Genomic DNA, 23,571 nt, shown 5'->3' with positions numbered 1-23,571 from the left:
GAGCACCGCGCATGAGCGAGACCCTGGCGAACCTGTTGCAGGAGACGCGGGAGTTCCCGCCCCCGGCGGAACTGGCCGCCGCCGCCAACGTCACCGCCGCCGCCTACACCGAGGCCGCCGACGACCGGCTCGCCTTCTGGGCGGAGCAGGCCCGCCGGCTGGACTGGGCCAAGCCGTGGGAGCAGATCCTGGACTGGTCGAACCCGCCGTTCGCCAAGTGGTTCGTCGGCGGGGAGCTCAACGTCGCCTACAACTGCCTCGACCGGCACGTGGCCGCCGGTCGCGGCGACAAGGTCGCCATCCACTGGGAGGGCGAGCCCGGCGACACCCGTACCCTCACCTACGCCGACCTGCACCGGCTGACCTGCCAGGCGGCGAACGCGCTGACCGACCTGGGCGTCACCGCCGGTGACCGGGTCGCGATCTACCTGCCGATGATCCCCGAGGCCGCGGTCGCCATGCTGGCCTGCGCCCGGATCGGCGCCACGCACAGCGTCGTCTTCGGTGGCTTCTCCGCCGACGCGCTCAGCAACCGGATCCAGGATGCCAGCGCCAAGGTGGTGATCACCGCCGACGGTGGCTACCGGCGGGGCAAGCCGTCCGCGCTGAAGCCGACCGTGGACGAGGCGGTCGCCGCCTCCTCGACGATCGAGCACGTGCTGGTGGTCCGGCGTACCGGGCAGGAGGTGGCCTGGACCGACAAGGACCACTGGTGGCACGAGACGGTGGAAACCGCGTCGGCCGAGCACACCGCCGAGGCGTTCGACGCCGAGCACCCGCTGTTCATCCTCTACACCAGCGGTACGACCGCACGCCCGAAGGGCATCCTGCACACCACCGGCGGTTACCTGACCCAGGCGGCGTACACCCATCACGCGGTGTTCGACCTGAAGCCGGAGACGGACGTCTACTGGTGCACCGCCGACATCGGCTGGGTCACCGGGCACTCGTACATCGTGTACGGCCCGCTCGCCAACGGCGCCACCCAGGTCATGTACGAGGGCACCCCGGACACCCCGCACAAGGGCCGCTTCTGGGAGATCGTCGACAAGTACGGCGTCAGCATCCTCTACACCGCCCCGACGCTGATCCGCACGATGATGAAGTGGGGCGACGACATCCCGCAGGGTTACGACCTGTCGTCGCTGCGGGTGCTCGGCAGCGTCGGTGAGCCGATCAACCCCGAGGCGTGGATGTGGTACCGGGAGCACGTCGGCCGGGGCAAGTCCCCGATCGTCGACACCTGGTGGCAGACCGAAACCGGCGCCATCATGATCTCGCCGCTGCCGGGGGTGACCGCCACCAAGCCGGGCAGCGCCATGTCCCCGCTGCCGGGCATCACCGCCGACGTGGTCGACGACCAGGGCGAGTCGGTGCCGAACGGCGGCGGTGGTTACCTCGTACTGCGTGAGCCGTGGCCGTCGATGCTGCGCACCATCTGGGGCGACGACGAGCGGTTCGTCGACACGTACTGGTCCCGGTTCCAGGGGATGTACTTCGCCGGTGACGGGGCGAAGAAGGACGACGACGGGCACCTGTGGCTGCTCGGCCGGGTGGACGACGTCATGCTGGTCTCCGGGCACAACATCTCCACCACCGAGGTCGAGTCGGCGCTGGTGTCGCACCCGTCGGTGGCGGAGGCGGCGGTTGTCGGCGCCACCGATCCGACCACCGGTCAGGCGATCGTGGCGTTCACCATCCCGCGCGGCAACGTCGACACCGCGGGCGAGGCCGGCGAGGCGCTCATCACCGAGTTGCGCAACCACGTCGCCCGTACGCTCGGGCCGATCGCGAAGCCTCGGCAGATCATGCTCGTACCGGAGTTGCCGAAGACCCGCTCCGGCAAAATCATGCGCCGGTTGCTACGGGACGTGGCCGAGAACCGTTCACTCGGTGACGTCACCACGCTCCAGGACTCCTCGGTAATGGAAATGATTTCCTCGGGCTTGCAGTCCGGGAAGTCCGACGAGGACTGACCGGCAAGGGAAAGACCCGGATGGGCGCGGCTCCGCGAGGGGCCGCGCCCATTTCCGTACGGTGGTCCGGTTGCTGTCAAGTTGATCGATTCAACGGACTGAACATTCCGACGACTTGCCCCACCCGGCGTGAGTCCGGGTAAACATCGCAGCACCATCGATCTCCAACTCGTGACATCGGTGCATCCATCTGCAAAGGTAGTCACGATCATGAGTGACAGGTGTCGCGCCCTGCGCAGAGTTCCTGTCACATTCCACGAAGGGAGGAGGACCCTTTGAGGAGAGACGTCAAAGCAGGCATGGCAAGCGTTGCCGCAGCCGTCCTGGCGGCTGGTTTCGTTTCCGTTCCGGCGTACGGCGCCCCCAAGCCGTCGCCCACGTCATCCGCACGGGTAGCCGGCGCCGATGGTGACCCCACGGCCTCGCACCGCGAGGACAACCTGCCCCACCCGCTCGGTGACCAGCAGGACGCCCTGCGTCGCGAGGCGATCGCCGACCTGCTCTCGGGCAAGTCGGCACCGCAGCAGCGCAACGGCTCCGAGGTCGTCAAGGTCAAGGGCAACCGCTGGGTCGAGGTGAAGAAGAAGCCGGCCAAGGTCGACCCCATCTTCTCGATCCTGGTGGAGTTCGGCGACCAGGTGAACCCGCTCTACGGCGGCGACGCGGGCCCGAAGCACAACGAGATCGCCGAGCCGGACCGGGTCTGGAACGGCGACGCCACCGACAACAACTCCACCATCTGGCAGGAGAACTTCAACCGCCAGAGCTACCTGGACCTCATGTACTCCAAGAAGAAGGAGTCCATGGCCTCCTTCTACCTGGACCAGTCCGGTGGCAAGTACACCGTCGGCGGCGACGTCAGCGACTGGGTCACCGTGCCTTACAACGAGGCGCGTTACGGCAGCAACAACGTCGTCGAGACCGAGGGTGAGGTCTACTGGCCGTTCGTCGAGGACACCGCGCAGGCGTGGTACGACTCGCAGATCGCGTCCGGCAAGACCAAGGCCCAGGTCACCGAGTACCTGAAGCAGTTCGACATCTGGGACCGGTACGACTTCGACGGCGACGGCAACTTCAACGAGCCCGACGGCTACATCGACCACTTCCAGGCGATCCACGCCGGTGAGGGCGAAGAGGCCGGCGGCGGCGCCCAGGGTGAGGACGCGATCTGGTCGCACCGCTGGTACGCGTACCCGACCCGGATGGGCGACACCGGCCCGTCGTACAACGAGCGGGGCGGCGTGCCGCTGGGCGACACCGGGATCTGGATCGGTGACTACACCACCGAGCCGGAGAACGGTGGCCTGGGCGTGTTCGCGCACGAGTTCGGCCACGACCTCGGTCTGCCGGACCTGTACGACACCACCAACCGCGCCGAGAACGGCACCGGTTTCTGGTCGCTGATGTCCGGTGGGTCGTGGCTGAACAAGGGCGGCGACAACATCGGCTCCGTCCCCGGCTACATGGGCCCGTGGGAGAAGCTGTTCCTCGGCTGGCTGGACTACAAGACGGTCAACCAGGGCGACGGTACGAAGTACGAGATCCTCGGCCCGGCGGGTGACAACGACGGTCTGCTCCCGCAGGCCGTGGTGGTCAACCTGCCCAGTGCCCGGAAGTACATCGAGTACAACACCCCCACCTCCGGGCAGAACGAGTGGTGGACCGGCAGCGCCGACGACCTGGACATCAAGCTGACCAGGGACCTCGACCTGACGGGCGCCACCTCGGCCTCGCTGACCACCAAGGCCTGGTACGACATCGAGGAGGGCTACGACTTCCTCTTCGGCCAGGTGTCGGTCGACGGCGGGCAGAACTGGATCCAGGTCGGTGACCGGATCGACGGCAACTCCGGCGGCTGGCAGGACCTGAGCTGGGACCTGACCCCGTGGGTGGGTCAGACGATCAAGTTCCGGTTCCGTTACTACACCGACGGTGGTTACCACCTGGCCGGCGCCTTCCTCGACGACATCAAGCTGTTGAAGAACGGTGCGGTGGCGTGGAGCGACGACGTCGAGTCCGGTGACAACGGCTGGGTCCCGGCCGGCTGGAGCCGCTTCGGCGGCACCGTGGACGAGCAGGTGCCGCGTTTCTACATCGCGGAGAACCGGCAGTACATCGGTTACGACAAGGGACTCAAGGTCGGCCCGTACAACTTCGGTTGGACGGACACCAAGCCGGACTGGGTGGAGCGCTTCCCGTACCAGGACGGTCTGCTGATCTGGCAGGTCGACTACAGCCAGGAAGACAACAACACCTCGTCCCACCCGGGCCAGGGTCTGGTGCTGCCGATCGACGCCCGTCCGACCCCGATCGCGTGGCCGGGCACCTGCGCCGTGACGCCGTACAACCCGCAGGGGCTGTGCCTGCTGGCCAACCGCCGGCAGCCGTTCGACGCCACCTTCGGGCGGCAGAAGACGGACGCGCTCACCCTGCACCGCCTCGGTGTTCCGCTGGCGATCCCGTCGAAGCCGGGCATCCCGACCTTCGACGACTCGGACCCGAACCGCTACTGGTCCGCGGCGAACCCGACCGGATCGGTCAAGGTCGCCGGCACCGGCACCAAGATCGAGGTTGTGCTGGAGCTGGGCATGCCGATCGGCACCAGCCTGATCAAGGTGAGCACCCCTCGGCGCTGACCTCCGTCAGGTAGAACCACTGATCGAGAACCACAGGGCCGGTGCCGCGTACTGCGGCACCGGCCCTGCTCGTCGTGGAAGCGGGTCAGCGGGTCAGGCTGAGCCAGCCGTACTCGTGGCCGCACGGCGGTCCGGCGGCGATGCCAAGCCGCAGGTCGTCCAGGTCGAGCAGGACCGAGTAGACGGTCTCGGACCGGTCCGCGACCGCGTCGCGCTCGTCCACGTGCCGGCAGATGGCGTGCGGGAAGCTGGCATGGTCGCCGAAGAGTTCGGCCAGGTCGTCCTCGGTGACCTTGCCCGCTAGGGCGGCGGGTGCGAGCAGTCGCCGGGCCCGCGCCGAACGGAACATGGACGAGCCGCCGAAGTCCTTCATCGTGTCGTGCACCCGTACGCCGGACTCCAGGTGGTTGGCGTGCGTCAGCAGGCCGTCGACCGGGTGCAGCCAGCCCGCGTCACCCGGCACCAGTTCCAGGTCGATCAGCTCACCACCGGACTCGCCGGCCTGGCCGAGCAGCAGGTTGATGGAGCTGTTCCGGGTCCCCCGCATCGCCGCCTTGAACGCCCCGGCCAGGCTGTCCGCCTCCAGCGCCGCCCGCAGCAGCACGTGGTAGGGCACACCGGGCGGCGTACCGTCGGTCGGCAGGCCGTCGCGGTCGCAGCCGAGCATGTTGACGCAGACCCCGACGCCGGCCGAGTTGAGCCCCGTCTTCGCCAGCATGCCCGCCTCGGCCAGCGCGAGTACGGTCAGCCCCCGCTCGTCGCGGGTGGCGAGCAGCACCATCGCCTCCCGCTGGTCCGGATGCCAGTCCCAGTTCTGCCCGAGCAGCAGGTTGCCGCTGGCCGTGTGGGTGCCGAGGACCCCCGCCGCGGTGCAACCGCCGTCGCGACCGTCCACCGCGGCCGGCGCCGTCGTGGTCCCGTAGATCAGCTCGGTGCGGGCGTTGAGTGCGTAGATCTCGCCGACCCCGACCCCGGCGCCTTCGGCCACCCCGTCGAGCATCTGCGCCACCCGCGGGTGCAGTTGCACGGTGGTACGCCGGAACGCCTCACCGGCGGCGCGTACGGCGTCCAGGTCGAGTCCCGCCTCGACTCGGAACCTGCGTAGGTAGAGGTCCAGGTTGGCGGCGATGAGCGGCTGGGCGGCGACGCCGTACTCGAATCCGCAGTGCTCGGGTGTGCCCTGCACCCGGATCACCGGCACGGGCAGGTAGGAGAAGGTTCCGTCGTCAGCGGAAATCATGTCCGCACCATATCCGCATCGGTCGAAGACGTTCACCGGAAAATCCGGCCCCGTTTCCGTGACATCCCCGACGATCCCCTGAACTGTCCCGCCGTACGGGACGCAGGTGCAGGTCCGGGGCCTAGGCTGTGCGACATGAGCGATCAGCGAGGCGGTGGCCGCAAGCCGGTCGTCGACGAATCCCGTGTGCTGGTGGACGGGCCCTGGACGCATCGCTTCGTCGGCGCCAACGGCAGCAGGTTCCATGTCGTCGAGGCGGGCAGCGGCCCGCTGGTCCTCTTCCTGCACGGCTTTCCGGAATTCTGGTGGGCCTGGCACGAGATGCTGCCCGCCGTCGCGGACGCCGGTTACCGGGCGGTCGCGGTGGATCTGCGCGGTTACGGTGCGAGCGACAAGCCACCCCGGGGGTACGACGGCTACACGCTCGCCGCCGACGTGGCAGGACTGATCCGCTCACTCGGTGAACGTTCCGCCGTGGTGGTGGGTGCCGGTTTCGGTGGCATGGTCGGTTGGACCACCGCCGCGTTCCATCCGGGACTGGTCCGGCGGCTCGTGGTGCTCGGCGCACCGCACCCGCTGCGGCTGCGTACGGCCGTCTTCGCCGACCCACGTGGTCAGTTCCTCGCCTCGACGCCCACGCTGAAGTTCCAGCTCCCCCGCTACGAGCACGTGCTGACCAGGGACAACGCCGCCCTGGCCGGCGAATTCCTGCGCCGGTTGGGTGGCCAGCGGTGGGTGGCCAGCGACTCGTTCGAGGCGTACGCGGACCGCTGCCGGGAGGCGATGCAGATCCCGCAGGCGGCGTTCTGCGCCCTGGAGGGCTACCGCTGGGCGTTCCGTTCGGTGCTGCGGTTGCAGGGCTACCGGTTCGTCCGGCTGATGCAGAAGCCGCTGGTCACACCGACCCTGCAACTGCACGGCGCACTGGACCGGGGTGTGCTGCCGCGTACCGCCCAGGGTTCCAGCCGCTACGTCACCGCCCCGTACGAGTGGCGCCTGCTGGACGACGTCGGCCACTTTCCCCACCTGGAGGCACCTGACCTGGTCCTCGGCGAAATCCTCCGCTGGGCCAAGTCCTGACGCCTCGGACTCCCCACTGCGCATGGGCAACGGCTTACCGCCAGCGGGGGGACGTCAAGAGGTTCGTTGTGTCAATCGGCGGTAGACCGTCGTCGAGGCCGCGGAGCCGCTGATAAACGTCGTGCATCGCGGCCTTGTCCGGCATGTGCACGCTGCCTGCCGCGCGCTCCAGAACTGTCAGCGTGCTCACCAGCTTGATCGATCCCACAGCACCCCCTTGAGCGCGAAGTCGTTGCAGGCGGCCCGCTTCGCGGGTGGCGATCCGCGCGCCGGACCCGTCGTCAATGAGCACCGTCATCGTCTCGCCCGCCTCGGCGGCGACGACAGCATGCGCAACGACCATGATCTCGCCCAGATCTCTTGGCTGCCTCAGCCGCTGTTGCATGGGTTGCTGGGTGATCCGGTGAACGACTGCGGAAAGCTCGGGTGTCTCGTCGTCGGAGAGTACCTGGAGCCAGCGTGGGGACAACTTGCGCCAAACCGTTGCGGCAGCGCGGAAGCGCCTGTCCTCCTGGGACTTGCGCATTACCTCGGCCTGGACCGTCTCGGGGGCACTGAGCGCCCCGAGAACTCCGATGAGGAGCCGCTCCCTGTTGATCGAGAAGAAGTTCAGGCCGGGTCCGGCGTCGATGATCGGCCGTGGGCTCATCGTGCGTCGGTCTCGGCCGCCGGATCCTGAGGCTCGTCCGATGCACTCAGGTCCGCATCCAGTGCCACCCAGTCCACCGGCACGTCTGGCAGTTCGGCTGGGTCGGCCCAGGCGATCGGAGTCTCGACGGACACGATCCCCGCCGACCGAAGCTCCGCCTCAGCGGTTTCCACCGCGATGCCGCGCAAGGTGGCGATCGCCTGTGCGGAAAGCACGCCCTCTGCGTAACCCCTGGTCGCACGGGCGAGCAGCCGTTGTGGTGCCCTCCGCCTGTCGGAGTCGGCCTGCAACGCGTGATATTGATCGATCCACCCGAAGCGGACAGCCAACTGAGCCGTGGACAGGGTCATCCACTCCCTCTTCGTGGCCGCGTCGAGGTATCCGTCCTGGTGCAGCGCGATGGCAGCGACGGCGGGCGAAACCAGGAATCGCTGGACGATCCCGGAGAGAGTGGACCGGGTTACCGGCTTTCCTTCCCCGAGGAATTCCCGCAGGCCGTCCACGGGGAGAAGTAGATGTCTGGCGAAGACGTCGGCCCGGACCTCGGCCGGCGACCGATCGCTCCAGTTGCCCGCATCGACCTCCGCCCAATCCTCGAACTGGACGTGACCGAGTTCGTGAGCAAGCGTGAAGCGTTGCCGCATCGGATTGCGGGTACGCGCGACACCGATGAACATGGTGTCGCGCTTCGGGTCCCGCATCGTCAGGCCATGCTCGTCCGGCCCCGCGTCGAGCACGGCCACATCGATCCCGGTCGTCTGCTCGATGATCGCTACGAGATCACCCAGAGGCTGCACGCCCAAGCGGTGGTCTTTCCGGAACCGTTCGGCGCGACTACAACCGCCGGCTTCAGCATCCACGGTCTTTCACCAAGTCAGTTGGCGGCAGGAATTGCCTGCTCGGCTAGGTAATCGTCTAGTTCCAGGAAATGCAGAAGTGCCTGGCGCATGTCTTCCATGCCCGAGCCGTTGGTGGCCCTGGCCACACACTGGGCTCGGTCGGCCACGGTCTGCGCCCCGGTGAGCTGAGCCACCGTGTGCCCGGTGGCCCATGCGATCGACACGATCTCAGGCATCTTTGCCGCACGGTCGCCTGAGATGATCCGTGACAGGGTCGGCTGGGAAATGCCAGTCCTGTCCGCGAGGACACGCTGACTCAGACCTGCGGCCGCCCGGGCGCGTTCAATTGACGCACCCACGTCCATCCTGCTCACGACCCACCCCCAGCACTGAATCATGATCGGCTACCGTGATTCAGTCTACACCGGTGCTCGTACACCCTGCAAGCCTCGACCCAAGTCCTGATCGGCGTTCGGTTCCACGACAAAAACGTCATCCTCTATTTTCCCTCGGCGGTGTGCCTCGGGAGAACTCGGAGGATGACGCTTTACCGCGTACCGCGCCGTCGGGCAATCGAAAAGCCGTAGGGGACAATCCCGTACAGCGTCGGTGGGCGGTCGCGCTATCGGATCAGCGCGTGGTACTGGGGTGAGACGAGAAAGCGGCGTACGACCTCGGTCACGCCCGGGGTCATCCGGCGGGCGAGGATCTCGTCCGGGGAGAGGAACACCATGGCGGCGCCCTCGCCGAGGACCACCTGGTCCTGGCGGGCCCGGGTGGGCGCGCAGTAGACGTACCAGTGGCTGTTGTCGTCGGGCCGTGACCCACTCCAGAACAGCTCCAGCGGGCCGTCGACGCGCAGACCGGTTTCCTCCAGCAGTTCCCGGTGGGCGGCCTGCTCGGGTGTCTCGCCCGACTCCACGTGCCCACCGGGGATTCCCCAGAGGTTGGGATGGCGAGGGGCGTACTCGTCACGTAGCTGCATCAGCACCGCGCCGGACGGGTCGACCAGCAGGACACCGGCGAGCTGGTGCACCGACTCGGACACGATCGCGGTCAGGCCCGTTGTTCGCGCAGGTCGATGACCTCGGCGGCCGGGGCCCAGCCCTGGTAGACGCCGAAGTCGAACGCCTCCAGGCCCATCGCCTCGGCGATCGGCCAGCGCCCGCCGGTGTACTCCACCCGCAGCCAGGTGTCGTGTTCGGCGAGCACGATGAACGGCTCGCCCTTCCACCAGCAGGTGGTACGCACGTACGCCAGCTCGTCGACCTCGGCGGCCGGCACCACCCGGACGAACCGGCCGGGGCGTACCTCGGTGAAGCCCTCGGCCGGGGTGCCCTGGTAGAGCCGGATCTCGTCCTGGTCGGGGCTGACCTCGTACTCCTGGCCGCGCCAGCGGGCGACGTAACCGTCGCGCATCACGGTGCCTCCACCCGCTGCCAGCTCGGGGCGTCGCCGTCGAAGGTGGCGATGAGCTGTTCGGTGCCGTCCGAGCCGATCCGCCACAGTTCGGCGCCGTGCGGCAGCCGGGCACTGTCCACCTTGAACTCCGCCACCACGTCGCTGCTCTCGCCGGGGGCGAACCCGTTGCCCCGGAACGGCGGCCGTTCGATCACCCAGCCCTCCATCGCCCGCATCGCGGCCTCGTTCTGGCCGCCGTACGGGATCCGGTAGAGGCTCGGCCGGTACGCCGGCCAGCGCAGTACGTAGATCTCGTCGGCGTCGCGGGCGAACGGCGAACCGGCGTAACCCAGCCCGAGCGCGGCGTGCAGCTTGGCCGGGGTGTTGAGGTGCGCCACCTCGGGGGCGCGGTGCACGAAGCCGGAGACCCGGTCGTAGCCGCGTTCGAGGTAGTAGATGACCTGGCTCGGTGCGATGGTCTTCTGCATCATCGTCGGCCGGCCCGGATCCTCCTGCGCGGGCGCGTACGTCGAGCGGGGCGTCTCCTCGACCGGGGACGCCGTCGGCTCGATCACCCCGGTGTCGTCACCGAGGCCCACCTCGGCGGCCCAGTTGGCCAGCGCGACGATCTGCGTACCGGGGAGTTTGGCGCCGACCGGCGTGCCGGGGTTGACCGCGAACGACCACTCCATGTCGGGCCATTTACGGATCATCTGCACGAACTTGACGCTGATCGTCTCGATCGGGAGATCCGGGTGGTGGTCCGCGATCCGCTCCGGCGAGGTGAACACCACCACGTACGTCTCGCCGTCCATCCGCTCGGTGTTCCAGACGAACCCGTCGTCACCGGGTCGGCTGCCCGGCACGGCGACGGCCGACACCGGCAACAACACCTTGGCCAGCAGCAACGTGGAGAGGAAGGTGTCCGTGCTGCCGTCACCGGCGGCGGTGAGCAGACTCTCCTCGACATCGTTCGCGGGAATGAAGTCGGGCGGGAACACCTGGGCCGGCGCGACCGGCTCCGGCTGCACCGGGGCGACGTCGGAGTACGGCGCAGCCGCCGACGAGAAGTCCGGGTAGACCGGTTCGGCCGGCGGCGCGGGCGTGACCTGGGTGTAGTCCGCTCCCACGGGATCGACCCGGTTGTACTCCGCGGTACCGAGGTCGGCCGGGACGTGACCGGCGGCCGTGGGGATGTAACCGACGGCCGGCGCCTGCCGCTGCGCCACCGACTCCGCCGGTACGTAGTCGGTGCCACCCTGCTGCGTCGGCACGTAGTCGGTGACGGCTGCATCCGCCGGCAGGTAGTCGGTGACGGCCGCATCCGCCGGCAGGTAGTCGGTGATGCCCTGGTCGGCCGGTGCGTGGTCCGACACCGCCGGAGCAGGGTCTGTGGCCGCCGGGGCGTAGTCGGCGAAGGCCGGATCGGCCGGGCCGTGCGGCGTGACCGTGTGGTCGGGCACGGCGTAGTCGGCGAAGGCCGGATCGGCCGGGGCGTAGTCGCGGAAGGTCGGTGCGGCCGGCGGCGGCAGGGCCATCGTCGCCTCGGCCTCGACGAGTGGGCCGGTGGCCGGAGTGATCGCCGGCAACATTGTCGTGCCCGGGTCCGGCGCATGGGCCTGACCGGTCGCCTTCGCGGCTGCGGCGTACCAGCCGGACAGCTCCTGGGTGACCGCGGCGGCCGGGGTCACCGGGGCGGGGGGCGGCGGGACCCTCGGCTGACGCGGCGCGGCGGTGAAGAAGTCCGTCGTACGTTCCGGAGCAGCGGGACCACGCCCGTTACCGGGAGCGGCGAAGCTACCGCCCGATGCGTATCCGGAGTCCGGTCGCTGGCCGGCGTAACCGCCGTTCGTACCGTTGAGGCCGTCGGCGGCCGGTTGCCGTGTCGGCAGCGCCGGTTGCTGGTCCGGTGCGGCCGGAAGCTGCTCGGCCTGCTCGTGCGGCGGACGGCCCGGCACGACCGCGGTCGCGCGCGCCCGTGCGGCGCTCTCGGCGCGCTCCAACCGTGCGCGGGCACCGATGGTGCGCCCCGGCAACCGGACGTCGCCCCGGGCGAGTTGTGAGACGAACCAGGCGGGCAGATATCCCTCGACCGGCAGGCCGGGGTTCACCGCCAGCCACCACTCCAGATTCGGCCAGTTACCGGCCAACTCGTGGTACGGGGTCCGCCGGGTCGAGCCCGCGTTCTCGCCGAGGCAGGCGCGCAACGAGTTGACGGACGTGAACGCGAGCACGTGCGTCCGCCCGCTGGTGGTCCAGGTGCCCCAGCCCATCGGCGCGTGTCCGGCCAACGCGTTCGCGGAGACGGGTAACAGCAGCTCCGTACGGGCGAGAATCCGGAAGTAGCGCTCCTGGTCATTCGCGCGGAGCGCGTCCCGCATTGCCGCCTCGGCCTCGGTGGCCGGCTCCCATTCCGTCACGGCCACCTTCCTTTCCACGAAGAGGCCACAGGCATCGCGTACAACCTACAAGGTTGGAACAAGATCACGATGTCAGCCCGGCGGTGGGTGCCGTACGCAGTGGCACACAGATAGCATCCGGTCGCGAAACCGACACACATTCGGAGGCGGACGATGCCGGGGCGCGGATCATTTCTCGCACTCACGTACGTCGCGCTGGCGGCCGTCGTGCTCCCCCTCGGCCCGGCGCCCGCGGCGGCCGTACCGGCTCCGGTGACCCGCCGGGCCGCACCCGCCTGCGACACCAGGGCCACCCCCGCCAAGTTCGTCGCCGAGGAACCCTGGGCCCAGCGGCGCTATCCGCCGGACCGGCTGGCCCCGCTCGCCACCGGTGCCGGGGTCACCGTGGCCGTCATCGACTCCGGGGTGGACGTCGACCATCCCCAGTTGCGCGGGCGGGTGGCCGACGGCACCGACCTGCTCGACTCCGGCGGCGACGGCACCCACGACTGCGTCTACCACGGCACGGCGGTCGCCAGCATCATCGCCGCCACCCCGCGTGACGGCGTACGGTTCCGCGGGCTCGCCCCGCAGGCCAGGATCCTGCCGGTACGGGTCAGCGAGCAACAGGACCTCGACGGCGAGCAGAAGGCGCGCAACGTCACCCAGCAGGGGTTCGCCCAGGCGATCCGGTGGGCGGTCGACCACGACGCGGACGTCATCAACCTCTCGGTCGTGCTCTACGAGGACAACCCGGCCATCCGCGGCGCGATCGGTTACGCGCTCGAACGGGACGTGGTGGTGGTCGCCGCCGCGGGCAACCGGTACGAGAAGGGCAACGCGCGCCCGTACCCCGCCTCCTACGACGGGGTGCTGGGCGTCGGTGCGATCGACGAGAACGGCGTACGGGCGTCGTTCTCGCAGACCGGCCCGTGGGTGGACCTGGTCGCGCCCGGCGTCGGGGTGCTGGCGGCCACCGCCGGCCCGGGACACAGCAAGCACGACGGCACCAGTTACGCGGCACCGTTCGTCGCCGCCACGGCCGCGCTGCTGCGGCAGTACCAGCCACAACTGCCGGCCGCCGAGGTGGTCGCGAGGATCGTGGCCAGCACCGATCCGGCACCGGACGGTGGGCGCAGCGACGCGTACGGCAGCGGCGTGCTCAACCCGTACCGTGCGCTCACCGACACCAGGCCCGCGGGGGCGGCGCCGACCGCCGCGGCGCTGCCGACCGAGCAGGGCGATCCGGTCGCCGTCGCGGTGCAGCAGCGACGCGACCAGGCCGGCGTGCGGTCGCTCTGGCTCGCCGGGGTGGCCGGCGGGCTGGCCGCGCTGGCACTGTTCCTGGCCGTGGTGCTACCCCGGGGTGCACGGCGGGGCTGGCAGCCGGCCGGGCGCGGATAAGCGACGCCGGCCGGTCCGCCAATCCGCCTACTGGAACAGGCTGGTGTTCTTCTTCTCGGTGCTCTGGTAGTCGGCCGCGGAGTCGTCCACCGCGATCTTGATGTCCCGGAGCATGCTCTGCAGATCCTGCGAGGCCGAACGCCAGGCCGCCTGCCGCTGCTCGTAGGCCTCCTTGGCCTCGCCGCTCCAGCTCGCCACGAGCGGTGCGGCGTCGCGTTCGAGCTGGCCGAGCTGCGAGTCGAGCGTGTTCAGCGCCCGCTGGATGTCCGCGCTCGCCTGCTGCAGCGCGGTGAAACTGACAACAAGTACGCCATCGTTCATCGGTCTTGTCCTCCCCCGAGGATCAGAGCGGCAGCGTGATGCCGCGGTTGGTGTTGGCGACCCGGCTGGCCGCCTCACTGTCGGACGCGTCGTACTGCTGACCGGAGGTACGGACCGCGCCCGCCGTCTCCCGCAGCGCCCGACCCAGCTTCGCCTGGTCGCTCGCCCACTGCTGCTTGACCTGCCCGAACGAGCGGCCACCCGCGCCCTGCCAGGCCTGCTGGAGCCCTTCCAGCTCGCTCATCAGGCTGTTGAGCATCGACTGGAGAGACTGGTCGACCTCTTCGAACTTCTTCGCGGTCTGTTGCATCACCGCGGCTTCTGCCTGCGTCTGGGACACCCCGGACGTCACCCCGTTCCCTCGATCGTGGCACCCCCGGCGACCACTGTGGACGCCGCGGCGTTTCGGTCCGCCCGTCGACCGGCACCCGCGCCGGTACGGCGAACTCCGTCGCTGACCGTAGCGGGCCGGGACCATGCCCGGTAGCCCCTGCCAGCGGCCTGTGGAAAACTCCGGCCCTCATGGCCGCATCGGCGTCACGGATGGGAGCGCCGATCAGCGGCTCAGTCCTGGGTGGCCGGTGAGCGGGCCGCGGCCGGATCCAACGCCTTGCCGGCCGGCACCAGCGCCACCAGACTCGCCGGCAGGCGCAGCGGTTTCGCGTTGCCGAAGCCGAGCATGCCGAGCACCTCCGCGCTCGTCACCGCGTGCCGCCGGCCCAGGTCGGTGACCACCGAGATGGCTCCACCGGACAGACCCGGCGCCGCCACCGCCTCCACCACCGCGCCCCGGCCCGGCTCCACCAGGATGTGGTCGGCGAGCGCCGCGCCCTGCGCCGACTGGGCAGCCGTACGCGCGGCGTCGGTGAGGTCCGGCAGGTCAGCCCCGACCAGCATCTGCTGTACGCCGCTGTCGTCGCGGACCTGGGCGCAGAGCCCGCCGCTCTCGGCCGGCACCAGTTCCGGCCGGTTCGCCGGCGGTGCGCCCGGATCCTCGGAAACCAACGACGCCACCTTCGGGACCCGCGCGTACGTGCCCTGGGACATCTGCGTCGGGTCGTCCTGACGCCCGGCGGTGAGCAGCAGGTCCGCCTGCACCTGGGTGATCCCGGCCAGACCCTCGCGCTTGGCCACGGCGTACTGGCGACCGCCGCCCTGGCTCTCCACCACGAAAACCTCACCGACCCGGGCGTTGTCCACCATCTGCGACTGCCGGCCCTGGTCGGCGATCGGCACCCGGCCCAGGTCCGAGCCGGCCGGCAGCGCGTTGAGCAACGCCGGGGCGACCGGCACCGGACGCTCGCTCGCCCAGGTCAGCGCGGGCAGCACCAGGTCGGAGTCCCGGATCAGGTGCCGGCGGTTGTGCCAGATCAGGTACAGGCTGCCATCCGGGTGCCGGACCAGCACACCGCTGTCGCCCAGTGGCGTACCACCGGCGATGTCGCCGCCGACCAGCAGCGCCGATCGGGGCGCCACCGGGCCGTCGCTGGTGACCAGGGTGGAGCAGACCGTCCACGGTGCGGTGGAGAGCCGGTCGGCGGCTGGCAACGAGTCGGGGGCGCCGCTGATGCCGAGCGTGTTCCCGCGCGGCACTCCCTCGATCGACTTACGCGACACCAGTACGGTCTTCGGCTGCGCCCCGCCGACAATCAACAGGGCGGACGCGTAGTTGAGCACCAGGTGCAGTTTTTCCTCGCGGTAGACGTACCGGGCGCCGGACTCCTTCTCCACGATGACCGCCGCCGAATCGCGCCAGCTCTTGCCGCCACCGCCGACGATCGCGCCGTACACGGTGACCCCGCCGAGCGCGATCGCCGCGATCAGCACGCTGGCCAGAGTCGCACCGGCCGCCCGCCGGAACGGCGACTGCGCCGGGTCGGTCTCCCGCATGACCAGTGCGGCCACCACGCGTTGGACCATGAACTGGTAAGAGTGCAACTGGTCCTGCCGAGACGGCATGCGGGCCCCTCCCCGGTGTGTCCGGCCCATACGATAGGCCCCTGCGGGAGTGTCGCGGGGGGACGCCCGTGGGGCGGGCCCATGCACGGGAGGCTATCGCGGTGACGGTGAGTGTGGCGGACGACGTGGCCCGGACCGGTGGGTCCGGCGCGACCGGCTGGAGCGGCGACCCTCGGGCGGCTGACCCGGTCCGGACCGCCACCGCGTCGGGTCCGGTCCGCCGCCGGTCGTTTGGTGTCCGGGCCGGACAGATCGTGGCCGCCCAGACCGCGGTGGCGCTGCTGCTCGCCGCCGCCGGACGCGGCCCACTCGCCATGGTCGCGGCCGTGCTCGGCGCCGCCGTGCTGCTGCTCACCGCGTGGCTGCGGCTGCGCCGCCGGTGGCTGTTCGAGTGGATCCGCATCGGTGTGCGTTACTCGCTGCGCCGGCACGCCCTCGCCCCGACCGCGGAGCCGGCGGCCCTGCTCGACCTGCTGGTCCCCGGTGCGCTGGTGTTCCCGGCCGAGCTCGGTGGTGACGCGGCTGCGGTGATCAGCGACGGGTACGGCCTGACCGCCGTACTGGAACTCGGGGATCCGACCGGGCTGCTCGCCGACACACCCCTGTCCCTGCCCAGTCCGGCGAGCCTGCTGCCGGCTCCCGGCGCGCAGACCCCGCCGATCCGGATCCAACTGGTCCTCACCGGAGCACCGGCACCGACCCTGCGTGCCGGTGGCGGCACCCCGGCGACGTCGTACCGGCAACTCACCGACGGGCGGCTGCTCGGGCACGAACGGGCCCTGCTCGCGGTCCGGGTACTGCGGGCCGAGGGCTGGTCCGAAACGGACCTGCGCCGGGCCCTGTCGAGCACCGTCCGCAAGGTACGCCGCCGGCTCGCCCCGGTGCCGGCGCGTCCGCTGGGGGATCGGGCGGCGCTGGGCGTACTCGCCGAACTGGCCCACCACGACGGCGCGTCACCGGCCCAGGAAAGCTGGCAGGCGGTGCGGCTGGGCGGCCTGTTGCAGACGACGTTCCGGCTGCGCCGCTGGCCCGAGGCCCGTTCGGAGACCGCGCGCCGGCTGGTGCCGCGGCTGCTCGCGCTGCCGGCCACCGCGACCACGGTCTCGATCAGCGCCGGTCCGCGGGTCGGCGCCGCCACCGACCCGCTGCCGCTGGACCTGACCGTACGGCTGGCCGCCGAGAACGCGGCCGGTCTGTCCACCGCGATGCAGGCGATGCGCAGGCTGCTCGCCGCCGAGAACGCGACCGGCCGGCGGCTCGACGGCGAGCACCTGGAGGGTTTCTCGGCCACCCTGCCGATGGGTACGGCCGAGACCGGTCCACCCCGGCAGTCGTCGAACGCCCTGATGGACGTCCTCGACCTGCCCTTCGGTACGGCCGGGTTGATGATCGGCGCGAACCGGCACGGGGCGGCGGTGACGGTCCGCCTGTTCCGGGCCGAGGCGACCCGGGTGATGCTGATCGGTGGGGTGGCTGCGGCACAGCTCATCGCGCTGCGGGCGATGGCCCTGGGTGCGCGGGTGGTGGTGCAGACGGCCCGGCCACGCGCCTGGGAACCGTTCGTACGGGCGGTGAGCGCGCCGGGTGAGACGATCCCGCTGATCCCGCCGGGTCGGCAGTTCGGCGGCCCGGCCGGCACCCCGTTGCATCCGCTGCTGGTGGTGGTGGACGTGGGGCCGGTCAACGCGGACGCCCAGCCCGGACCCGGTTGGCAGGCCAGCCTGGTGGTCCGGGACGGATTGACCCCGGCCGACACCGATGCAGTCTCCCGCGCCGACCTGGTGGTGTTGCAGCCGTTGCGGCCGGACGAGGCGGCGCTGGCCGGGGTGGCGCTCGGGCTCGGTGACTCGGCGGAGTGGCTGACCCGGATCCGCGGCGACATGGTGGGCGTGGTCAACCGGCGGGCGCTGCGCTGGGCGCTGCTGTCAGCGACCCCGATCGAGGTCCAGTTGATCGGTCCGCCCACGCGCAACTGACGATCGACCCGCCGACGGCGTGACTGGCCGGGGCCAGGGCAGCGGAGCGCGGCCGGTCGTGGCACGATCCGCGGCATGAATTTCCTGACCGGGCTGCTGATTCGGCTTGCCACCACCGCGTTCGCCTTCTGGCTGGCGACGCTGGTCATTCCGGGCATCACCCTGGGTACCGACTCGATCGGCGAGGCGGTGCTCACCCTGCTCCTGGTGGCCGTGATCTTCGGGGTCGTGAACGGGGTGCTCCAGCCCGTCATCAAGACCTTGGGCTGCGGGTTCTACCTGCTCACCCTGGGTCTGATCGCGATCGTGGTGAACGGGCTGCTGTTCCTGCTGACCAGTTGGATCGCGGGCCAGTTGGACCTGCCGTTCTCGGTCGACGGGTTCTGGCCGTCCGCCGTACTCGGTGCGCTGTTCGTGAGCGTGGTGACCTGGGTGCTGGGAATGGTGACCAACCGGGACTGAGCGCCCGGCCGGTCCAGAGTTCGGGAATTGGCCTGGCGCGCACCACCGGTGGTAGCGATACGGTCTGCCGGTGTTGACCATCACCCGTACCGACGGTTACGAAATCTCCAGCGATCCCGACCGGCTCGACCTGGACCGGGTGCACCACTGGCTGTCCACCGAGTCCTACTGGGCGTTGGGTCGGCCGTACGAGGTGACGGTCCGCGCCGTCGCCGGCTCGATGCCGTTCGGGGTGTACCGCCCGGGTGACGGGGCGCAGGTGGCGTTCGGTCGGATCGTGACCGACGGGGCCACCTTCGCCTGGCTCTGTGACGTCTTCGTGGACTCGGCGCATCGCGGGCGCGGGCTCGGTGGCTGGTTGGCCGAGACGGCTCGGGACGCGGTGTTCGAACTCGGCGTGCACCGGATCATGCTCGTCACCGTCGATGCGCACGACGTGTACGCGAGGATCGGCTTCACCCCGCCGGCCACGCCGCACATGCTGATGGAACTGATCCGGCCCCGGCTGACAGACGGGTCACCGGGGTCCACCGCCGATCTGGTGACACCAGTCACCGATAAGGAGGAGCTGGCGGGTTCACCCCTTACGGTGAGGGAGTGAGCCAGCTCCGCCTCGGCTATGTCTTCGGACTCAGCGCGTACGTCCTCTGGGGTTTCTTCCCCTTCTACATCAAGCTGCTCCGGCCGTCCGGGCCGGTGGAGATCCTGGCCCACCGGGTGATCTGGTCGGTGGTGTTCGTCGCGCTGGTCCTGGCCGTCACCCGGCACTGGGCGTTCCTGCGCCGGTTGGTCCGGCAGCCCCGGCTGCTGGCCGGGATCACCGCCGCCGCCGCGCTGATCGCGATCAACTGGGGCACCTACATCTACGGGGTGAACTCCGACCGGGTGGTGGAGACGGCGCTCGGTTACTTCATCAACCCGCTGGTGGTGGTCCTGCTCGGCGTCACCGTGCTGAGCGAGCGGCTTCGTACGGTGCAGTGGACCGCGCTCGGCATCGGCGGCCTGGCCGTGGTGGTCCTCGCGATCGACTACGGCCAGCCGCCGTACATCGCGCTCACGCTGGCCCTCAGCTTCGGCGGCTACAGCCTGCTGAAGAAGCGGCTCGGCCTGCCCGCCGCCGAGGGACTGTTCGTCGAGTCCGCGCTGCTGGCGCTCCCCGCGCTGGGCTACCTCGGCTGGCTCACCTGGCACTCCGGGTCGAGCTTCGGCAACGGCTCGGCCGGACACACCCTGCTGCTGGTGTTCGCCGGTGCGGCCACCGCCATCCCGCTGCTGCTGTTCGCCGGTGCCGCGAACCGGCTGCCGCTGACCAGCCTGGGCGTGCTCCAGTACACCGCGCCGATCCTGCAACTGGGCCTGGGCGTACTGGTCTTCCACGAACCGATGCCGCCGGCCCGGCTGGCCGGTTTCGCCCTGGTGTGGCTGGCGCTGATCGTCTTCACCGTCGACGCGATCCGGAACGCCCGTCGTCCCGCCCGGTCCGCCGCCCCGATCACCCCGGTCGCCGAACCGGTCTAGCCGCCACCCCGTGGACCCGGGTGTTCATCCGGATCCACGGGTTCGGCCGGCTCACTGTCCGGGTTCGTAGCCGAGGTTGGGGCGCAGCCACCGTTCGACCTCGGACAGGTCCATGCCGCGCCGCTTCGCGTAGTCCTCGACCTGGTCCCGGCCGAGCCGGCCGACGGTGAAGTAGCGCGACGCCGGGTTGGCGAAGATCAGGCCGCTGACGCTGGCGGCCGGGGTCATCGCGTACGACTCGGTCAGGCCCATGCCGATGGTCTCGGCGCCGAGCAGGTCGAACAGCCGCTGCTTGAGGCTGTGGTCGGGGCTGGCCGGGTAGCCGAGCGCGGGGCGAATGCCCCGGAACCGCTCGGCGTGCAGGTCCTCGATCGCGGGCTCGGCGTCCGGCTCGAACCAGTCCCGCCGGGCGCGCAGGTGCAGGTACTCGGCGAACGCCTCGGCGAGCCGGTCGGCCAGCGCCTTTACCATGATCGCCCGGTAGTCGTCCTGCTGCGCCTCGAAGGTCGCGGCCAGTTCTTCGGCACCGTGCACGGCGACCGCGAAGCCGCCCAGGTGGTCCCCGGCCGGAGCCAGGTAGTCAGACAGGCACCGGTTGGGTCGGCCGGCGGGCTTCGCCGTCTGCTGACGCAGCATCGGGAAGTGCGGCCCGGTCACTCCGTCGCCCTGGTCGGCGAGCACGATGTCGTCGCCGTCGGCGTGCGCCGGCCAGAAGCCGTACGAGCCCTCGGCGCGCAGGGAGCCGTCCCGGATGATCTGGTCGAGCAGGGTGTTCGCGTCGTCGTACAGTTCCCGCGCCACCGGCTGGTCGAGGATGGCCGGGAACTTGCCCTTCAACTCCCAGGCCAAGAAGAGGAACTGCCAGTCGATCATCTCGCGCAGTTCGGTCAGCTCCGGTCGGACCGTACGGGCGCCGGTGAACGCGGGTACGGGCAACTCGTCGTACGGAACCTGTTCCCGGTTCTCCCGTGCCTGGGCGAGGGTCAGCAGGGCCACCCGTTCCCGTCCCTCGTGCTGCACCCGCAGCCGCTCCTGCTCGGCCCGGTTGCGCAGGTCGAGTTCCCCGGCCCGCTCGGGGTGCAGCAGGTCCGACACCACCCCGACCACCCGGGACGCGTCCAGCACGTGCACGGTGCTGTGGTCGTACGCGGGCGCGATCCGTACCGCCGTGTGCTGGCGTGAGGTGGTGGCGCCGCCGATCAGCAGCGGCAGCTTGAGCCCGCGGCGCTGCATTTCGGTGGCGACCGAGACCATCTCGTCCAGCGACGGGGTGATCAGTCCGGACAGGCCGATCACGTCGGCGCCCTCGGCCACTGCGGTGTCCAGGATGCGCGCGGCCGGCACCATCACGCCGAGGTCGACGACCTCGTAGTTGTTGCAGCCGAGCACCACCCCGACGATGTTCTTGCCGATGTCGTGCACGTCGCCCTTGACCGTCGCCAGCACCACCTTGCCCTGGCCGCGTCCGGTGTCGACGCGCCCGGCCAGCCGCGCCTGCTCCTTCTCCGCCTCCATGTACGGCTCCAGGTAGGCGACGGAGCGCTTCATCACCCGCGCGCTCTTGACCACCTGCGGCAGGAACATCTTGCCGGCGCCGAAGAGGTCGCCGACGACCTTCATGCCGTCCATCAGCGGCCCCTCGATCACGTCGAGGGGGCGTTCCGCCTGCTGCCGGGCCTCCTCGGTGTCGGCCTCGATGAAGTCGACGATGCCGTGCACGAGTGCGTACGACAGGCGTTCGCGTACCGGCGTCTCGCGCCAGGACAGGTCCACGGTGCGCTGGGTGCCGGAGCCGGTCACCGTGGAGGCGAACGTGACCAGCCGGTCGGTGGCGTCCGGGCGCCGGTCGAAGAGCACGTCCTCGACGAGTTCGAGCAGGTCGGCGGGGATGTCCTGGTAGACGGCGAGCTGACCGGCGTTGACGATGCCCATGTCCAGCCCGGCCCGTACGGCGTGCAGCAGGAAGGCCGAGTGCATCGCCTCGCGTACGACGTCGTTGCCCCGGAAGGAGAACGACAGGTTGGAGATGCCGCCGCTGGTCCTGGCCCCGGGGCAGCGCTCCTTGATCAGCGGCAGCGCGTCGATGAACGCCTTCGCGTACCCGTTGTGTTCGGCGATGCCGGTCGCCACGGCCAGTACGTTCGGGTCGAAGACGATGTCCTCGGGCGCGAAGCCGGCCTGCTGGGTGAGCAGGTCGTAGGCGCGGGCGCAGATCGACACCTTGCGCTCGACCGTGTCGGCCTGGCCGAGTTCGTCGAAGGCCATCACGACCACGCCGGCTCCGTAGTCGCGGATCCGGCGGGCCTGGGCGAGGAAGGACTCCTCCCCCTCCTTGAGGCTGATCGAGTTGACCACGCCCTTGCCCTGTACGCAGCGCAGCCCGGCCTCCAGCACGCTCCACCGCGAGCTGTCGATCATGACCGGGATCCGGGCGACCTCCGGCTCGGTCGCGATCAGGTTCAGGAAGGTGGTCATCGCCCGCTCGCTGTCGAGCAGGTCGGCGTCCATGTTGACGTCGAGGATGTTGGCGCCGCCGCGTACCTGTTCCAGGGCGACGTCGACCGCGCCCTGGTGGTCGCCGGCCTCGATCAGCCGGCGGAACCGGGCCGAGCCGGTGACGTTCGTCCGCTCGCCGATCATGACGAAGCCGGTGTCGGGACCGATCGCGAACGGCTCCAGCCCGCTGAACCGGGTCTGGGCCGGCGGTGCCGGTACCGGCCGGGTCGGGCGCCCGGCGACCGCGGCGGCGACCTGCGCGATGTGCGCCGGGCTGGTGCCGCAGCAGCCGCCGACGATGTTGACCATCCGGTCGTCGGCGAACTCGCGCAGCAGCCGACCGGTCTCCTCGGGCTGCTGGTCGTAGCCGCCGAAGGCGTTCGGCAGGCCGGCGTTCGGGTGGCAGGCGACGTAGGTGTTGGCGAGCCGGGACAGGTCGGCGACGTGCGGGCGCACCTCGGCGGCGCCGAGCGCGCAGTTGACCCCGACCACCAACGGCTCGGCGTGCTCGATCGAACTCCAGAACGCCTCGACGGTCTGCCCGGACAGGGTTCGGCCGCTCAGGTCGACGATCGTCACCGAGATCCACAGCGGCAGGTCCGGCGCGACCTCACGGGCCGCCGCGATCGCCGCCTTGGCGTTGAGCGTGTCGAAGATCGTCTCGATCATCAGGATGTCGACGCCGCCGTCGGCCAGCGCCCGGATCTGCTCCGCGTACGCGTCCCGGACCCGGTCGAACGACACCGCCCGGTAGGCCGGATCCTCCACCCGCGGCGAGAGCGACAGGGTCACGTTCAGCGGGCCGACCGAGCCGGCGACAAACCGCCCGCCCATTTCGTCGGCGGCCTGCCGGGCCAGTTGGGCACCGCGCAGGTTCATCTCCCGGACCAGCGACTCCAGGCCGTAGTCGGCCTGGGCGATGCTCGTCGCGGTGAAGGTGTTCGTCGTGGTGATGTCCGCGCCGGCCGCCAGGTACTGCCGGTGTACGTCGAGGATCACGTCCGGCCGGGTCAGGTTCAGCAGGTCCGGGTCGCCGGTCACGTCGTGCGAATGGTTCGGCAGCAGCTCGCCCCGGTAGTCCGCGGGGGTGAGCCCGGCACCCTGCAACATCGTGCCCCAGGCCCCGTCCAGCACCACGATGCGCTGGTCCAGCAGCTCACGCAGCGCCCGCGTACGGGACGCCCGATCGTGGTCGCGGCTCGAAGTCGTGTGCAT

At 70.2% G+C, this 23,571-nt stretch carries 19 protein-coding genes; 8 read left to right on the top strand and 11 right to left on the bottom strand.

Annotated elements, in window-relative coordinates:
- Positions 1–11: 11 nt before the first annotated feature.
- Positions 12–1,976, top strand: coding sequence for an acetate--CoA ligase (gene acs / locus AB0J90_RS10150; protein ID WP_363594171.1), 1,965 nt, complete (start codon positions 12–14; stop codon positions 1,974–1,976).
- A gap of 299 nt (positions 1,977–2,275) precedes the next feature.
- The gene (locus AB0J90_RS10145) at positions 2,276–4,612 is read left to right on the top strand and encodes an immune inhibitor A domain-containing protein (RefSeq protein WP_363594169.1); all 2,337 of its coding nucleotides are present in this window, start codon (positions 2,276–2,278) and stop codon (positions 4,610–4,612) included.
- 85 nt (positions 4,613–4,697) lie between these two features.
- Here AB0J90_RS10145 and AB0J90_RS10140 read toward each other — a convergent pair whose 3' ends face one another.
- Complete coding sequence (locus AB0J90_RS10140; protein WP_363594167.1) at positions 4,698–5,852, bottom strand: C45 family peptidase; 1,155 nt, start codon at positions 5,850–5,852, stop codon at positions 4,698–4,700.
- Positions 5,853–5,987: 135 nt separating this feature from the next.
- Between AB0J90_RS10140 and AB0J90_RS10135 the strand changes: the two genes are divergently transcribed.
- Positions 5,988–6,932 carry an alpha/beta hydrolase gene (locus tag AB0J90_RS10135; RefSeq protein WP_363594165.1) on the top strand — a complete coding sequence of 315 codons (945 nt, stop codon included), beginning with the start codon at positions 5,988–5,990 and terminating at the stop codon, positions 6,930–6,932.
- Positions 6,933–6,966: 34 nt separating this feature from the next.
- On the opposite strand, the gene AB0J90_RS10130 is transcribed toward AB0J90_RS10135, so the two are convergent.
- From AB0J90_RS10130 to AB0J90_RS10105, 6 genes are all read right to left on the bottom strand, one after another.
- Positions 6,967–7,581, bottom strand: a complete 615-nt coding sequence (locus AB0J90_RS10130) for a hypothetical protein (protein ID WP_363594163.1) — start codon at positions 7,579–7,581, stop codon at positions 6,967–6,969.
- Positions 7,578–8,441 carry an ImmA/IrrE family metallo-endopeptidase gene (locus AB0J90_RS10125; protein ID WP_363594161.1) on the bottom strand — a complete coding sequence of 288 codons (864 nt, stop codon included), beginning with the start codon at positions 8,439–8,441 and terminating at the stop codon, positions 7,578–7,580. Before AB0J90_RS10125 ends, AB0J90_RS10130 begins: the two co-directional genes overlap by 4 nt.
- Before the next feature lie 14 nt (positions 8,442–8,455).
- Positions 8,456–8,785, bottom strand: a complete 330-nt coding sequence (locus AB0J90_RS10120) for a helix-turn-helix transcriptional regulator (RefSeq protein WP_363594380.1) — start codon at positions 8,783–8,785, stop codon at positions 8,456–8,458.
- 257 nt (positions 8,786–9,042) lie between these two features.
- Positions 9,043–9,468 carry an NUDIX hydrolase gene (locus AB0J90_RS10115; RefSeq protein ID WP_363594159.1) on the bottom strand — a complete coding sequence of 142 codons (426 nt, stop codon included), beginning with the start codon at positions 9,466–9,468 and terminating at the stop codon, positions 9,043–9,045.
- A gap of 8 nt (positions 9,469–9,476) precedes the next feature.
- The gene (locus AB0J90_RS10110; protein WP_363594157.1) at positions 9,477–9,842 is read right to left on the bottom strand and encodes a hypothetical protein; all 366 of its coding nucleotides are present in this window, start codon (positions 9,840–9,842) and stop codon (positions 9,477–9,479) included.
- Positions 9,839–12,241 carry an SseB family protein gene (locus tag AB0J90_RS10105; RefSeq protein ID WP_363594155.1) on the bottom strand — a complete coding sequence of 801 codons (2,403 nt, stop codon included), beginning with the start codon at positions 12,239–12,241 and terminating at the stop codon, positions 9,839–9,841. Before AB0J90_RS10105 ends, AB0J90_RS10110 begins: the two co-directional genes overlap by 4 nt.
- A gap of 153 nt (positions 12,242–12,394) precedes the next feature.
- On the opposite strand from AB0J90_RS10105, the gene mycP reads away from it, so the two are divergent.
- Positions 12,395–13,624 carry a type VII secretion-associated serine protease mycosin gene (gene mycP / locus AB0J90_RS10100; protein WP_363594153.1) on the top strand — a complete coding sequence of 410 codons (1,230 nt, stop codon included), beginning with the start codon at positions 12,395–12,397 and terminating at the stop codon, positions 13,622–13,624.
- Positions 13,625–13,651: 27 nt separating this feature from the next.
- Here the strand turns inward: mycP and AB0J90_RS10095 are convergent, their stop codons facing one another.
- The 3 genes from AB0J90_RS10095 to eccB form a co-directional block, all read right to left on the bottom strand.
- Positions 13,652–13,945 (bottom strand): WXG100 family type VII secretion target, encoded by a 294-nt coding sequence (locus tag AB0J90_RS10095; RefSeq protein ID WP_363594151.1) that lies wholly within the window; start codon positions 13,943–13,945, stop codon positions 13,652–13,654.
- A 22-nt stretch (positions 13,946–13,967) separates the two neighbouring features.
- Positions 13,968–14,285, bottom strand: a complete 318-nt coding sequence (locus tag AB0J90_RS10090) for a WXG100 family type VII secretion target (protein ID WP_363594149.1) — start codon at positions 14,283–14,285, stop codon at positions 13,968–13,970.
- 224 nt (positions 14,286–14,509) lie between these two features.
- Positions 14,510–15,904: a type VII secretion protein EccB gene (gene eccB / locus AB0J90_RS10085; RefSeq protein ID WP_363594147.1), complete on the bottom strand. Its 1,395-nt coding sequence runs from the start codon at positions 15,902–15,904 to the stop codon at positions 14,510–14,512.
- Between the two features lie 101 nt (positions 15,905–16,005).
- Here eccB and eccE point away from each other — a divergent pair, with 101 nt between their 5' ends.
- The 4 genes from eccE (at position 16,006) to rarD (ending at position 19,860) form a co-directional block, all read left to right on the top strand.
- A complete protein-coding gene (gene eccE, locus AB0J90_RS10080) occupies positions 16,006–17,880 on the top strand; it encodes a type VII secretion protein EccE (RefSeq protein WP_363594145.1) in 1,875 nt (624 codons plus the stop codon).
- A 75-nt stretch (positions 17,881–17,955) separates the two neighbouring features.
- A complete protein-coding gene (locus tag AB0J90_RS10075) occupies positions 17,956–18,342 on the top strand; it encodes a phage holin family protein (RefSeq protein ID WP_363594143.1) in 387 nt (128 codons plus the stop codon).
- Positions 18,343–18,412: 70 nt separating this feature from the next.
- Positions 18,413–18,943 carry a GNAT family N-acetyltransferase gene (locus tag AB0J90_RS10070; protein ID WP_363594140.1) on the top strand — a complete coding sequence of 177 codons (531 nt, stop codon included), beginning with the start codon at positions 18,413–18,415 and terminating at the stop codon, positions 18,941–18,943.
- Positions 18,940–19,860, top strand: a complete 921-nt coding sequence (rarD, locus tag AB0J90_RS10065) for an EamA family transporter RarD (protein ID WP_363594138.1) — start codon at positions 18,940–18,942, stop codon at positions 19,858–19,860. Before AB0J90_RS10070 ends, rarD begins: the two co-directional genes overlap by 4 nt.
- A gap of 51 nt (positions 19,861–19,911) precedes the next feature.
- On the opposite strand, the gene metH is transcribed toward rarD, so the two are convergent.
- The gene (gene metH / locus AB0J90_RS10060; protein ID WP_363594136.1) at positions 19,912–23,571 is read right to left on the bottom strand and encodes a methionine synthase; all 3,660 of its coding nucleotides are present in this window, start codon (positions 23,569–23,571) and stop codon (positions 19,912–19,914) included.

It is taken from the genome of Micromonospora sp. NPDC049523, assembly GCF_040676775.1.
GTDB lineage: Bacteria > Actinomycetota > Actinomycetes > Mycobacteriales > Micromonosporaceae > Micromonospora_G.
The sequence above is the reverse complement of the archived record's forward strand: the minus strand, read 5'-3'. Positions and strand labels throughout refer to the sequence as shown.

Excerpts from the sequence above, each read along its gene's own strand:
- acs (WP_363594171.1), top strand. The coding sequence starts at position 12 with ATGAGCGAGACCCTGGCGAACCTGTTGCAGGAGACGCGGGAGTTCCCG.
- AB0J90_RS10145 (WP_363594169.1), top strand. The coding sequence starts at position 2,276 with ATGGCAAGCGTTGCCGCAGCCGTCCTGGCGGCTGGTTTCGTTTCCGTT.
- AB0J90_RS10140 (WP_363594167.1), bottom strand. The coding sequence starts at position 5,852 with ATGATTTCCGCTGACGACGGAACCTTCTCCTACCTGCCCGTGCCGGTG.
- AB0J90_RS10135 (WP_363594165.1), top strand. The coding sequence starts at position 5,988 with ATGAGCGATCAGCGAGGCGGTGGCCGCAAGCCGGTCGTCGACGAATCC.
- AB0J90_RS10130 (WP_363594163.1), bottom strand. The coding sequence starts at position 7,581 with ATGAGCCCACGGCCGATCATCGACGCCGGACCCGGCCTGAACTTCTTC.
- AB0J90_RS10120 (WP_363594380.1), bottom strand. The coding sequence starts at position 8,785 with ATGGACGTGGGTGCGTCAATTGAACGCGCCCGGGCGGCCGCAGGTCTG.
- mycP (WP_363594153.1), top strand. The coding sequence starts at position 12,395 with ATGCCGGGGCGCGGATCATTTCTCGCACTCACGTACGTCGCGCTGGCG.
- AB0J90_RS10095 (WP_363594151.1), bottom strand. The coding sequence starts at position 13,945 with ATGAACGATGGCGTACTTGTTGTCAGTTTCACCGCGCTGCAGCAGGCG.
- eccB (WP_363594147.1), bottom strand. The coding sequence starts at position 15,904 with ATGCCGTCTCGGCAGGACCAGTTGCACTCTTACCAGTTCATGGTCCAA.
- AB0J90_RS10075 (WP_363594143.1), top strand. The coding sequence starts at position 17,956 with ATGAATTTCCTGACCGGGCTGCTGATTCGGCTTGCCACCACCGCGTTC.
- metH (WP_363594136.1), bottom strand. The coding sequence starts at position 23,571 with ATGCACACGACTTCGAGCCGCGACCACGATCGGGCGTCCCGTACGCGG.